At 40.8% G+C, this 14,265-nt stretch carries 11 protein-coding genes; all 11 read left to right on the top strand.

Features of this window, described 5'->3' with window-relative positions:
• Nucleotides 1-15 precede the first annotated feature (15 nt).
• The 11 genes from zipA (at nt 16) to ACRWP9_RS13820 (ending at nt 14,168) form a co-directional block, all read left to right on the top strand.
• A complete protein-coding gene (zipA, locus tag ACRWP9_RS13870) occupies nt 16-1,041 on the top strand; it encodes a cell division protein ZipA (RefSeq protein WP_434926492.1) in 1,026 nt (341 codons plus the stop codon).
• 75 nt (nt 1,042-1,116) lie between these two features.
• Nucleotides 1,117-3,123, top strand: a complete 2,007-nt coding sequence (gene ligA, locus ACRWP9_RS13865) for an NAD-dependent DNA ligase LigA (RefSeq protein WP_434926491.1) — start codon at nt 1,117-1,119, stop codon at nt 3,121-3,123.
• A 59-nt stretch (nt 3,124-3,182) separates the two neighbouring features.
• A complete protein-coding gene (locus tag ACRWP9_RS13860) occupies nt 3,183-3,686 on the top strand; it encodes a DUF2919 domain-containing protein (RefSeq protein ID WP_434926490.1) in 504 nt (167 codons plus the stop codon).
• Nucleotides 3,687-3,778: 92 nt separating this feature from the next.
• Nucleotides 3,779-4,978: an HD-GYP domain-containing protein gene (locus ACRWP9_RS13855; RefSeq protein WP_434926489.1), complete on the top strand. Its 1,200-nt coding sequence runs from the start codon at nt 3,779-3,781 to the stop codon at nt 4,976-4,978.
• 8 nt (nt 4,979-4,986) lie between these two features.
• Nucleotides 4,987-5,793 carry an NAD-dependent epimerase/dehydratase family protein gene (locus ACRWP9_RS13850; RefSeq protein WP_434926488.1) on the top strand — a complete coding sequence of 269 codons (807 nt, stop codon included), beginning with the start codon at nt 4,987-4,989 and terminating at the stop codon, nt 5,791-5,793.
• Between the two features lie 61 nt (nt 5,794-5,854).
• Nucleotides 5,855-6,076, top strand: coding sequence for an RNA-binding S4 domain-containing protein (locus ACRWP9_RS13845; RefSeq protein ID WP_226414945.1), 222 nt, complete (start codon nt 5,855-5,857; stop codon nt 6,074-6,076).
• Nucleotides 6,077-6,086: 10 nt separating this feature from the next.
• The gene (locus ACRWP9_RS13840; protein ID WP_434926487.1) at nt 6,087-6,473 is read left to right on the top strand and encodes a ribonuclease E inhibitor RraB; all 387 of its coding nucleotides are present in this window, start codon (nt 6,087-6,089) and stop codon (nt 6,471-6,473) included.
• A gap of 292 nt (nt 6,474-6,765) precedes the next feature.
• Entirely contained in the window at nt 6,766-7,527 is a 762-nt protein-coding gene (locus ACRWP9_RS13835) for a TSUP family transporter (RefSeq protein ID WP_434926486.1), read from the top strand.
• Nucleotides 7,528-7,596: 69 nt separating this feature from the next.
• A complete protein-coding gene (gene sbcD / locus ACRWP9_RS13830; protein ID WP_434926485.1) occupies nt 7,597-8,889 on the top strand; it encodes an exonuclease subunit SbcD in 1,293 nt (430 codons plus the stop codon).
• A complete protein-coding gene (locus tag ACRWP9_RS13825; protein WP_434926484.1) occupies nt 8,889-12,584 on the top strand; it encodes an AAA family ATPase in 3,696 nt (1,231 codons plus the stop codon). Before sbcD ends, ACRWP9_RS13825 begins: the two co-directional genes overlap by 1 nt.
• Nucleotides 12,585-12,875: 291 nt before the next feature.
• Nucleotides 12,876-14,168 (top strand): peptidoglycan DD-metalloendopeptidase family protein, encoded by a 1,293-nt coding sequence (locus tag ACRWP9_RS13820; RefSeq protein WP_434926483.1) that lies wholly within the window; start codon nt 12,876-12,878, stop codon nt 14,166-14,168.
• Nucleotides 14,169-14,265: the final 97 nt, after the last annotated feature.

The following is a 14,265-nucleotide window of genomic DNA, read 5'->3' as shown; positions in this document are numbered from 1 at the left end:
GGAATTAAGTATACAATGGAAGATTTACAGCTAGTGTTGTTAGTTTTAGGTGCAATCGCAATTATTGCGGTTCTTGTGCACGGTTTTTGGTCGATTAGAAAACAGCAACCAAAGTCGATGAAAGAAAGCCCTATGGCAAACTTCTATAAAGAACAAGCCGATCGACGCGATTCAAATGGTTTCGATAATGATGGTATTGGCCCTATAAGGGTACGTAAATCAACTGAAGTTGAACCTCCTGTGCTTAAATCTGCCTTTAATAAAACCAGCACGATATTTAAAACCGCGCAGGACAAAGATAAACCTGTTGAGATGGGGTTATATAAAGCGGCTGAGAAAGCACAACAACAAACATTAATCGGCCAGCAGTCATCAACTGATAAAAAGCAAGCGCCATTAAACGCGGCTAATGGAGATGTTGAAAGTCGCGATGTTAAAAATAGAAATCTTGAAGAAATAAAGCTGCCGACTTATGCAGAATCTAAAGAACAGTTGTTACAAACTAAACCAGATAAACATCAAGTGTCATTTTCTGAACAGCAAAATATACAAGATAGTCAACCAGTGCAGTCAGCGGTTGTAAAAGTGGCTACTGATGATGTTGCCGACTCAAAACCAGAGCAGCCACTAGGCGATCCAACAGATGTATTAGTATTGCATGTTGTGTCTAAAACTGGTGAATTATTGCAAGGTGCTGAGTTATTGCCCGCATTGTTGTCGTTAAATTTTAAGTTTGGTGATATGGAAATTTTTCACCGTCATATTGATAATGCCGGAACAGGCAAGGTGCTATTTTCGTTAGCTAACATGGTAAAACCCGGGGTGTTTGATCCTGATAATATGGAACAATTTGTTACCGAAGGTGTGGTGTTGTTTATGACATTACCTTGCTATGGCGACCCTAAAATGAACTTCACCATTATGCTTAATTCCGCCATGCAATTGGCCGAAGACTTAGACGCTGAACTGTTAGATGGTAAGCGTCAGCCTTGGAATGATGCTGCCAAAGAAGATTATAAGCGCCGGATCGCAACCGCTTAATATCGAATATTTGTTGTTTATTAGTATTATAAGGCCGCTAATGCGGCCTTATTTATTGTATTACGGATTAATATCATGCAAGAAATTCAAACTGAAATCGCTCAATTATCTCAAGTCTTAAATCAACATAATATCAATTACTATGTAGATGACGCACCTACTATTCCTGATGCTGAATACGACCGCTTAATGCAGCGTTTAATTCAACTTGAGCGAGACTTCCCACAGTTTAAATCTTCTGAATCACCCAGCCAGCGAGTGGGTGGTTTAGCGTTAGCAAAGTTTGATCAGATCACCCATTTAAAACCTATGCTAAGTTTAGATAATGCGTTTGAACAAGCCGACTTTGAAGCATTTAACAAGCGTATTACAGATAAGGTTGGGCAGCTCGAGTATGTGTGTGAGCCCAAATTAGATGGTTTAGCGGTATCAATTACTTATCGTTATGGCGTACTTGAACGTGCAGCAACCCGCGGTGATGGCGCTGTTGGTGAAGATATTACTGACAACGTGCGCACCATTAAGTCAATCCCATTAAAACTGCGGGGTGAAGGTTACCCTGAATTAGTTGAGGTGCGCGGTGAAGTGTTTATGCCCAAAGCCGCCTTTGATGCTTTAAACCAACGTCAAATGGCGAAAGATGAAAAAGCTTTTGTTAATCCCCGCAATGCCGCCGCCGGCAGTTTACGCCAGCTTGATAGTAAAATTACTGCTTCACGGGCGCTGGGGTTTTATGCTTACGCTTTGGGTGTGGTTGAGGGTGAATCACTGCCAATGGCACAAAGCCATTTTGGTCAGTTAATGCAACTTAAAGTTTGGGGCTTGCCTGTTAGTGCTGAAGTAAAAGTGTGTGATGATTTAGATAAGGTATATGCCTATTATCAGGATATTTTAACCCGCAGAAGCGCACTTGCCTATGAAATCGATGGGGTGGTGATTAAAGTTAATGCTATTCAGCAACAGCTTGATTTAGGTTTTGTGGCTAAAGCGCCACGTTGGGCAATCGCCTATAAATTTCCTGCTCAGGAAGAAATGACAGTATTAGAGGCAGTTGATTTTCAGGTGGGCCGTACTGGTGCAATTACTCCTGTTGCTCGATTACAGCCTGTTTTTGTTGGTGGTGTTACTGTGTCTAATGCCACATTACATAATGCCGATGAAATCGCCCGTCTTGGGGTGAAAATTGGCGATACTGTGATTATTAGACGTGCCGGAGATGTAATCCCTAAAGTCGTCGCTGTGGTGTTAGAACAGCGTGCCGACAGTGCCACGGATATTGTTTTCCCGCTATGCTGCCCAATTTGTCAAAGCGATGTCGAACGTATTGAGGGGGAGGCTGTTACTCGTTGTACTGGTGGATTATTTTGTGAAGCACAGCGCAAAGAAGCGATTAAGCATTTCGCCTCCCGTAAAGCATTAAATATTGATGGTATGGGCGATAAAATTGTCGAGCAGCTGATTGACAAAGAACTGGTAAAAAGCCCCGCGGACTTATTTGGTTTATCTGCGTCAGCAATAACTATGCTTGATCGTATGGCAATGAAATCAGCAACAAAATTAGTTGCAGCAATTAAAGATGCCAAATCAACTACCTTAGCGCGTTTTTTATATAGCCTAGGTATTCGTGAAGTTGGCGAGGCCACCGCAGCAAACCTAGCGGCACATTTTAAAACTATTGAGGCAATTCGTATTGCTTCAATTGAACAGCTATTAGACGTTGATGATGTTGGCCAAATTGTTGCTCAACATATCAGCCATTTCTTTGCCCAGGAGCATAATTTAGAGGTGGTGAATAAATTGCTCGAAAGCGGTATTAACTGGCCATCTATCGAGCAAACAGATGAAAGTGGTTTAAGTTTAAAAGGTCAAACCTGGGTATTAACAGGTACCTTAACCCAATTGAATCGCAATGATGCTAAGGCACAACTTCAGGCGTTAGGCGCCAAAGTCGCAGGTAGTGTGTCAAAAAATACCGATTGTCTAGTCGCAGGAGAGGCCGCAGGCTCTAAACTCGCTAAAGCACAGGAGTTAGGTGTAAAAGTGATTGATGAAGATGGTTTAATCGCTATTTTACGGGCTTAATATGAGTAATATAGCGAACGACTCTACTCATATCTTTGTTAAAAAGGTCATTGTGTAGCATGGATTTTAGCAACATTACTTGGCTTGATGATAAAGGCCATATAAAGCCGCCTTACTTCTTGTATATAATTTTGGTGTTTTTAGCCCGTGGTTGGTGTGTTTTTATTGCCTCTTTGACCCAGTTTAATGATCAGTCGGGGCTAGTAAGGTTGTTTTACCCGCACAAACAAGATTTTATTTTGGCATTATTTGCTGGGTTAGGCGCGGTATTTTTGTATGGACTGATTATTGCTGAGCGTAAAAGGCAATGGCACTGGTTCATACCCTGGTTTAAGCGTGGAAAAGCCATACTGTGGTTGTTATTGATGCTTGATGCAGGCATGTTGATACAACGTTTAATACATGCTGATTTTTTATTTAGTTTGACCTATGCGCTGGATGCTTTATTTCTATTTTGGACCAGTATTTACCTGTTCAAGTCTAAGCGTTTACATCATTACTTTAATGATTGGCACATCATTGATGAACAAGACGATGAACAAGATGATAAAAAAGCAACTTAAATTCAACATTTATTCTATAGTGTAAGTACTCGATATCTATTTTGAACCATGGCTCCGACCACAATAACAATTCAGTATGGAAGACATATTCATTGGCTAAACAAGAATCTATCCAAATACCACTTTCTGAGCTTATATTGGGGCTGACGATAAAGCTGCCTTTGCCGTGGACACAAAACCCTTTTTTTATTAATAAAATTAAGCTTGAACAACAGGCCCAAATTGAAATAATTAAAGGGCTGGATATTGATTTTGTATTTGTACTGGCTGGTCATGATTTGCTGCCTACTGTTAGCGAAGTTGGGGAAGTTGAAGAAGAAACTGAAGAAGAAATTGTTGAAACTGATTATAAAGCGCTAGCCAAAAAGTCGATGCGTATCGGGCAGAAACGATTTATGAAAGCGATCAATGATAGCCATAATATGTTTGGTCAAGTGATCAGTGATCCTGAAGGTATGTACCGTGAATCAGCAACATTAGTTGAAGACTTATTAGAACACTTACTCGAAAGTGAAGCAGTATATTTATCCCTAGTTGATCATGGTAAGAAAGAGAGCAGCCTGACTTCACATGGTGTTTCAATTGCCGTACTTTCAATGGCCATTGCTCACTTAAATAATATGGATAAATCAAAGCTAAGGGATATTGCTTTAGGGAGTGTGTTACACGATATAGGTAAGCTTAAAGTACCAGAGGCTATTCGGCGTAAGCATGGCGAATTATCTGCCCACGAAGTTAATTTCATGAAGATGCACCCCAATTTAGGTTATGACCTAGTTAATCGCAGTGGTCTGTTTCCTGCAGCGGTAGTCGATATTATTTTACATCATCACGAATTTATAGATGGGTCAGGTTATCCTGATCATCTCACTGAAAAAAACATTGCCGAAACCACCCAAATTGTGGCTTTGGCCAATGATTATCAAAAGCTGATGCATCAGTACCATTCACCTCAATTGGCGTTAGGGATATTGTTTAAACAACGGACCGGTCAGCATTCAGCTCATTTAGTGTCACTATTAGTCAAAGTGTTGGGTATTTACCCTCCAGGAACATTAGTTAAATTGTCTGATGATCAAGTCGCAAAAGTGATGATGACTACCCGTGAAGTTAAAAAGCCCCATGTTTGGTCGTGTAATATCAGTGGTGGTCATCCCAGCCTTCGTTTTTTAATTGACGGTGAAGTGGAAATTGTTGAGGTGGTCAAAAAAGACAGTTTGAGTGATGGCGCGATAAAAACTTTGCAAGCAGATAATCTTATCAACTTCTATTTTAATCATTTTTCCTACTAAGGTATTTTATGGCATCTGTTACCATCATTGGTTGTGGTTGGTTTGGTTTTCCATTGGCTCAATCACTCATTAAGCAAGGGCACCATGTTAAATCTAATAAACGCAAACAAGCAGATTTAATCGCCTTATCACAAGCTGGCATCACAGCATATCAATTAGATCTTAGTACTGAAATCGATGTGGCTTCCGCTACTGAGTTACTTGATAGTGACATGCTTGTGGTTAATATACCGCCGGGTCTTAGACGTGGTGAAACAGACTATATGGCAAATCTTAATTCGCTAAAAACAGTCATTGGGGATAAACAATACCAACGAGTCATTTTTATCAGTACATCAGGTGTTTATCCTAGTGAAGATAAGATTATGACGGAACAAGACGCCACATCACATAGCCCAGTCAGTGACATTTTGTTACAAGCTGAATCACTTTTTTCTTGTATGGGCAATGCTTGTATCGTCAGATTTTCAGGGCTTGTCGGGCCTAAACGACATCCTGGACGCTTTTTGGCTGGCAAAGAAAATGTTAGTGGCGGTAATGTAGCGGTTAATCTGGTTCATCTTGATGATTGTGTCGCGGCAATAAGCCTTATTCTAAGTTCATCTACAGTCGGTGCTGTTTATAATCTTTGTGCGCCAGACCATCCAACAAAGCAAACTTTTTATAGCCAGGCTGCTATCCATGCTGGAACGAGTGCACCGACTTTTAATCAACAAATTTCGCCAAGTAAAGTTATTGATGGCAATCTTATATGCCAACAGCTGGGCTTTATCTATCAGCAACCTCATCTATTAAAAATGCTTGATGCTTGCTAAGCTGCCATAGGGTATAATTTTCGTTTGATCTTATGAATTAGTTAATCAAGGTGAAATCCCCATGGTAGATTTTCCATTATTACCCGGCGATGAATTCGTTGAACTTTATAAAGTGCTAAAAGTACAAGGTTTAGTGAACGGCGGTGGTGAGGCAAAACATGTTATCACTGAAGGTCAAGTTACCGTTAATGGTGATGTTGACACCCGCAAACGTAAAAAGTGTGTCGTTGATGATGTAATTTCATTCAACGGTCAAATGATTAAAATAGTGCCAACAGTTTAAGGAATATCCCATGCAATTCCCTGATGATGATAACGGACAAATGTTGGCTGCAATGGCTGAGTCTGGTATTGATTTAACCCTTGAATTAGAAGTCGATTTTTTCCTTGTTTTTGATGATAAGCGCGATGCTGAATCAGCACTTGAAGTGTTAAGCAAACAAGATGAAGAAGGTGAGTTAGAACTCAACTTTGATGAAGATAGCAGTAAATGGGAAGTCATTGTGTGTACCAATATGGTGCCAGATTATGATGCATTAGTGGCTAAAGAAATCCAATTAAACGACTTTGCTAAAGAGTTTGATGGTGTTTCCGATGGTTGGGGCGTGATGCAGCATCAAGAAGGTGACGGTGATTTTGCCGATGACGATCATGTACATGATGAACATTGTCGTCACTAGGGTTACAGCCATACTCATTACTATAAGTATGGGTTAGTCTAGATATGACTAACAACTAGAAGCCACCTTTAATAGGTGGTTTTTTTATGCCATATAAAATGACAAGGTTAAATTAATCAATATTAGCGCAATAAGCCTGTAAACGATATGAACAGCATTCGATTAAAATGGTGTTTGTTTAATCGCAAATAAGCCTCTTTATTAAGGTTACAGTATTTTCTAGCTTTGATACTTTGTAATTCTGTTTTAAAGCAGGTTTAATACCTCTCTTTGCCTGTCCTGGTTGCGATACATGTTTGAGCTCACTTTACAAATTGGCCTAATTTTATTTGCCGTTGCGCTGCTTGCTGGTTTTATTGATTCTATCGCCGGAGGTGGAGGCTTAATTACTATTCCTGCATTGATGTGGGCGGGTTTACCGCCCGCGGCGGCATTGGGTACCAATAAGCTACAAGCTTGTGGAGGCAGCTTTTTTGCGAGTTTATATTTTATTCGCAAAGGCATGGTTGACCTTAAAGCGATTAAACTCTCATTAATATGTGCTTTTTTAGGTGCCGCTGTAGGTACTATTTTAGTTCAAATGATTGATGTTGAGGTGTTACAACTGGTATTGCCATTCTTAATTTTAGCCATTGGCTGTTATTTTCTATTTTCTAAAAAAATTGCAGAAGATGATCGTCACCAAGTGCTCACCCCGACCGTATTTGCCTTTACCGCTGCACTGAGTGTCGGTTTTTACGATGGTTTCTTTGGCCCAGGTACCGGAAGCTTTTTTGCACTCGCTTTTGTGTCATTAATGGGCTTTGGTTTAGCTAAAGCCACAGCGCATGCGAAAGTACTGAATTTTTCAACCAATATAGCGTCGTTAATATTCTTTGTAATTGGTGGTCAGGTGGTTGTAGTACTTGGGCTTATTATGTTGGTTGGCCAGGCTATAGGCGCCACCTTGGGTTCAAGGTTAGTGATGACCAAAGGCGTGAAAATCATCAAACCCTTGGTGGTGGTCATGTCTTTTGCTATGAGTATAAAACTCTTGTGGTCACAATATATGTAATGTCGAACATCCGCACCCAGTATTTATTTCAGTGGGTCGTATTGAAAACGAATTAGAGTAAAGGTCATTATGCGCATTATTCATACTTCAGATTGGCATTTAGGTCAGCATTTTTTTGGAAAAAACCGCGCCGCAGAACATCAAGCTTTTATGGCTTGGTTACTGCTGCAAATTGAGCAACATCAGGTTGATGCCTTAATTATTGCTGGCGATATTTTTGATACCGGCACGCCGCCAAGTTATGCCAGAACCCTTTACAATCAATTTATTGTACAAATGCAGCAATCTGGTTGCCAGTTGATTATTTTAGGTGGCAACCATGATTCAGTATCCATGCTGGGCGAGTCTAAAGAACTACTTGCTTGCCTAAATACCCTAGTGATCCCTGGCGCATTATCCTTACCTGAAGAGCATGTTTTTGTGATTAACAACCGTCAAGGTCTGCCGGGTGCCATTATGTGTGGTCTTCCTTTTTTGCGTCCCAGAGAGTTAATTCAAAGCCAGGTAGATGAAAGTGCAAAAGACAAGCAATTAAAGCTTGGCAATGCAATAGCCCAATACTATCAAGCAAGCTTTGAACAAGCACAGATCCTGCAAGCGCAGCATAAAAATGTTACAAATGAAGATTTACCGATCATCGCCACAGGGCATCTAACGACTGTTGGCGCCAGTACGTCTGAATCAGTGCGCGAGATTTATATTGGCAGTTTAGATGCTTTTAATGCCAACTTATTTCCACCTGCGGACTACATCGCTTTAGGGCATATTCATCGGCCTCAAAACGTCGCTAAAACTGAGCATATTCGTTATTCAGGCTCGCCATTAGCATTAAGTTTTGATGAGTTATCAAAAGATAACCAGTCTAATAAAAGTGTGTTTTTAGTACAGTGGCAGGCTGAAGGCCCTATGCAGGTTGAGGCACTTAATATTCCTATGTTCCAACCTATGCAGTTTATTCGTGGCAACCTTGCTCAAATTCAGCAACAAATAGCATTATTTGCTGACAGTAATGACGATAACGTGTCTAGCGCTTCTGATGTTTCTGGCTCATTCAAACAAACTTGGCTAAGTATCGAGGTCACTGAACAAGATTATTTATCTGACTTACAGTCAAGAATTATCGAAATGACTCAACATAAAGCTGTCGAAGTACTGCAACTTAAACGTGCTCGTGCTAACCGTAAAGCGGCAATGCAAATTAATCAAAATGAAACCCTGTCAGAATTATCAGTAAAAGAGGTTTTTCAACGCCGACTAATGCAAGAACAGTTTGATGATGAAGCATTTAAACAACGGATAATGACCAAGTTTGACCAATTACAGCAAGAAGTTGAATTGGCGCAACAAGCGGAGAATAAATAATGAAAATACTGTCTCTGCGATTTAAAAATATCAATTCACTTAAAGATGAGTGGAAAATTGATTTTACCGCCAGCCCATTTGCTGAAAACGGTCTGTTTGCCATTATCGGCCCAACGGGATCGGGTAAAACGACTATTTTAGATGCGATTTGTTTAGCGCTTTACCACAGAACACCGCGCTTAGCTGTGATATCAAAGTCAACTAACGAGCTAATGACCCGTGGCACCAGTGAGTGTTTAGCTGAGGTTGAATTTGAAGTGAAAGGGGTCGGTTATCGGGCATTTTGGAGCCAGCGTCGTGCCAGAGATAATGCCGATGGTAACCTACAGGATGCGCAAGTTGAGTTAGCACAAATGGCCGACGGTAAAATTATAGCCAGCCAAATAAAATTAAAATCTGATGCCATGGAAAAAATAACCGGGTTAGATTTCGCGCGTTTCACTAAGTCCATGATGTTATCTCAGGGCGAGTTTGCGGCATTTCTGAATGCCGATGCTAATGTCAGAGCAGAGTTACTTGAAGAATTAACCGGCACGGAAATTTATGGTTTGATATCTGAGCGAGTGCACCAGGAATTTAGCCAATCTAAGCAGCAATTACAGTTACTCGAAAGCCAAATTAACCATGTTCAGGTATTAAGTACTGATCAAGTGTTAGAAAATAAAGCGTTGCAGCAAACGTTAACCCGCGAATTGGAAACATTACATCAACAGATCGAACATAAAAATGTGTTCTTGCAGTGGCACAAGCAACTGACTCAATCCACTCAACACCATTTAGCTTGCCAAAAAGCGTTTGAACAGGCAAAAGTAGCTATTGATGGTCAACAAAGTGCATTGCAAAGGTTAGCGGATAGTGAGCCAGCGCAACAGCTTAAACCGATATTTGAACAGCAAGCTTATTTAGCCAAAAAGCTGGTTGATTTAACCATGCAAATCGAACGCATTGGTCAGCAGTTACAACAATCAAGCATTAAGGTAGGCCAAAATGAACAGGCTTATATTGCTCAGCAACTCACAGTCGATGCGGCTAAAACCTTACATAAACGATTATTACTATTAATTGATCAGCAAATTATACCCTTAGATCATGATATTAAAGTGTTAAAGCAGCAGGTTGAGCGTGAGCAGCAAACTCTTGCCAAACAACAGCAAGACCACCTGGCTGTTAGTAAACGCCTTATCGATAGCCAAAACGCCATCGCGAATATCAACCAAAACCAGCATCATTTAACTGATTTGGTGAGCCAGTTTCCCTTGGGGCAGGTTATTGGCCAACATATTGCTTCTTGGAAAACTCAGTATCAGCAATGGTTGTCTCTGGCTAAAAACCAACGGGAGTATCGCGCCGAGATTGATGTTCATACGCGCACATCGGCAATGCAGCAACAGCTAATTGATAGGGTACAAAAATGTATTACTGCCAATAGCGAGCAAGTAGTGCTTTTGAGTAGCGAACAACAAAACCTAAAAGCCAATATAAGCCAATTGTTAGCGGGTAAAACCGAAGGCGACTTACAAAATGAACATCAACAGATACTAGAACAGCAAGGTTTTCGAGAGAAATTGACACAACTTGCACAGGATTACACTCTCGGGCGTCAAGTTTTAGCTGATGGGCAACAGGCTATTCATCAGCGCCAACAGGAAATGGTTGATAAAGATAAGGCGCTTACCCAAACACGGGGGCAGTGGAGCGATAAAAATCTGCAATTAAAAGATGTACAGCAACTACTCAAGCAAGAACAGCGCATTGCTGATTTAACCAGCGAGCGAGCAAAACTGATTGAGGGTGAGCCGTGTGCATTATGTGGTTCAATTGAACATCCTTTAGTGACTGAATACCAAGAACTGGATTTATCGCACACCGAGCGCCGAGAAGCCGTGTTACTCGATGAACTTGAACAATTGAAAAAACAAGGCGAGCAGCAAAAGCAAGCGCTAGCCGAGTTGACTTATATTCAACAAAACCAACAAACCGCTATCCAAGAGTGGCAAGGAAAACAGCTGCAATACCAGCATCAAGCAATAGATTGCTGTCAGGCTTTGGGCGTGAGCTTTGATTTGAATGATGTGCAAAGTCAGCAAGCTATTGCTGATTATAATGCCCAAATAGATGGATATAAAAAGCAGTTGTCAGATGTATTGTTGCAGCTTAAAGCCCTTAATGAATCAGTCAGCCAATTGGGTGAGCAGATGATTCAATTGGAACAGCGACAAAATGCTGAAAATAGCCAGTTGCAGTTGGCACAACTTGAGCTTAAAACGGCTCAGCTGCAAATCGATAAGCACACCCATCAAATTAACGAAATTGAGTCGAGTTCAAGCGAGATCAAACAGCAGTTAACCCAACACATCAACGAGTGTGATTTAACATTACCCGATTGGGCTGAGGCCGCTTCATGGTTACACTCACTTGAGGCCGATATTCAACAATGGCTAGATGCTCGTCAAACGCTGGATAATAATCGTCAGCAATTGGCATTGCTGGAGCAGGAATCACAGCAATATCAGCATCAAGCAATGCAAATCGCCGAACAAATTGAGCTGGCTCAAGTAGTATTAGTTCAAACCCAAGAGGATTTACAGTTAAAGCAGCAGCAAAGAGCGGATTTATTTGCCGATAAGCAAGTCGATGAGGTCAAGCATCAAAGTGAACATGGTTTGATGCTGCAAGAAAGCGGTTTGCAGGGAAAATTCACTCAACTGCAAGATAGTAAAACTCACATTCAAGCCCTAGCCACCCAAAAACAGGGATTAACTCGTCAGCTTGAGTCAGAGCATCAAGACCATCAACAGGTTGCTGAGCGTTGGCACCTGGCATTAACAGCCAGTCCATTTGAAAATGCAGCGGCATATCACCAAGCATTGCTGGCGCCAGATGAACATCAAAGATTAACAGTATTGAAGCGCCAGCTAGATAATCAATTACAAGAGTCGCAGGTGTTATTCACTCAAGCTACTAAAAATAACAATGAACTACAACAGCAAGGCGTGTTGCATGCTTTTAATGTGTTGCAAATAGATGAGGTCACGTTAGAGCAGCAAATACTGCTTGAACGCCAGCATCTTCAGCAACAAACATTATGGCAGTGTCAGCATGCCTTAAAACAAGATCTAGAGTTAAAAGATCAACAACAAACTTTACTTGAACAGTTGACGCTGGCAAAGCAAGACTATGATGACATTGCCTATTTACATTCATTAATTGGTTCACAAAAGGGCGATAAATTCCGCCGTTTTGCGCAAGGTTTAACGCTCGACCATTTGGTCGCCTTGGCTAATAAACAGTTAGATAGATTGCATGGTCGCTATCAACTTGAGCGCAAAGATAGCGAAGCACTAGAACTGCAGGTACTGGATACATGGCAAGGTGATGCAATTAGAGATACGCGAACTTTATCTGGGGGCGAAAGTTTTTTAGTCAGTTTAGCATTAGCACTGGCCTTGTCCGATTTGGTCAGCCATAAAACCAGCATTGATTCATTATTTCTTGATGAAGGCTTTGGCACGTTAGACAGTCAAACATTAGATACAGCGTTAGATGCGTTAGATAATCTTAATGCATCAGGCAAAATGATCGGTGTGATCAGCCATATAGAAGCCATGAAAGAGCGCATAGCTGTACAAATTAAAGTCAACAAAATGAATGGACTTGGTGTAAGTAAACTACAAAGCCAGTTTGCAATAGCTTGAAACAATTCAGGGCTTGATCTGGCTCAAGCTACTGCAGAGAGTGGAATCTAGCGCAAAAAATATATGAAAACTCTTCAATATATATTTGTAATATGACAAATATTTGATATAACAGTGCACACGAAAATTTATTCTTGCTTGAAAATGCATCAGTTGATGCAAGCAAGTGACAAATGTTTAAAGCATTAGTCTCGGCTTAACATATTGATAACGCGCGATTAAAGTTTACGATAAAAGTAAAAATATTAATAACGACAAATAATAACTAAAAACTTTTAGGTGGATTAAAGATTGCTAACGAGTAAAATTATGGGCTTCGAAAAGCCATCAGCAAGTTTATCAAACTTGCCAAACTTGCATAAGAAAGTGTTATTGGCGAGTGTTTTTATGGTTGGTGCGGCTTTATTATGGCCAACACAGCAAGAATTTTCATCGCAGCGAATTCCTGTCACATTAGACCTAGATGCACTTATTCCCCATATTAACCAGCCTATTAAAGCCGGTCAGGTTTTTGAAGAACCGACTCCAATACTTGAACATGTGATCACTAATGGTGACACGTTGAGTAAATTGTTTGAAATGGCCGGTATCGACCAAAAAACCATGTATAAAGTACTAGAGGCTGATTTAGACGTACTGGCTTTAGATACGTTAATGCCAGGTAACCGTATTCAATTTTGGGATGATAACCAAGGTAATTTGGCCAAAATGGAGTTGTACTTTAACCCAGCCCACCAAGTGGTATTCACCCGTTATGATGACGGTACCTATGAAGTCAAAGACATTAATCTTGAAGGGATTTGGCAAAATAGAATTGTTGGTGGCGAAATTAACGGCTCGTTTTATGTGTCAGCCAAAGCCGCTGGTTTAAGTGCTGCTGAAATCGCCAAGGTTGAGAGTTTATTAACAAGTAAATTAAACTTTTCGCGTGAATTGCGTGCAGGAGATAGATTTTCAGTATTAATGAATGATCAATTTATTGCGGGTGAAACCACTGGTAATAGTAATTTAGAAGGGATACAAATTCACACCGGTCGCCGTGATATTACCGCATTTCAACATTTAGACGGCAATTATTACGATGAAAAAGGCCAAAGTTTAGCGCCAGCTTTTCAGCGTGTTCCCCTGAGTAAAAACTATCGCATGACTTCGCGCTTCAACCCTAATCGTAAACATCCTATTACTGGTCGAGTACGTCCACATAACGGTACCGACTATGCGACTCCAGTGGGTACACCAGTGCTTGCACCCGGTGACGGTGTAGTAAGCCTAGTGACTAATCATGCGTTTGCAGGCAAATACATAGTAATAGAGCATGATAATAAAGTGCGTACTCGATATTTACACTTATCTGCTTTTAAGGTCAAAAAAGGTCAACGTGTTAAGCGAGGTCAAGTTATTGCTTTGTCGGGTAATACAGGCGCGTCTACGGGACCACATTTACACTATGAATTTCATGTCAAAGGTCGCCCAATTGACTCGATGAAAGCTAATATTGCCGAAGCGAAAGTATTACCAAAGAAAGATTTATCTGAGTTCCAGTCAATCGTTCGTAGCCGTAAGATGATGATGGAATTGGGTTAACTCAGTTAATATCAATGCCCGCTTTACACAAATTAACACTGCAGCCTAATGGCTGCAGTTTTGTTTTAGGCTGTCATTAGTTGCATTCTCGAACTCA

The organism is Shewanella sp. HL-SH2, from assembly GCF_051164935.1.
Lineage (GTDB): Bacteria > Pseudomonadota > Gammaproteobacteria > Enterobacterales > Shewanellaceae > Shewanella > Shewanella glacialimarina.
This window is presented reverse-complemented; position numbering and strand designations above follow the sequence as displayed.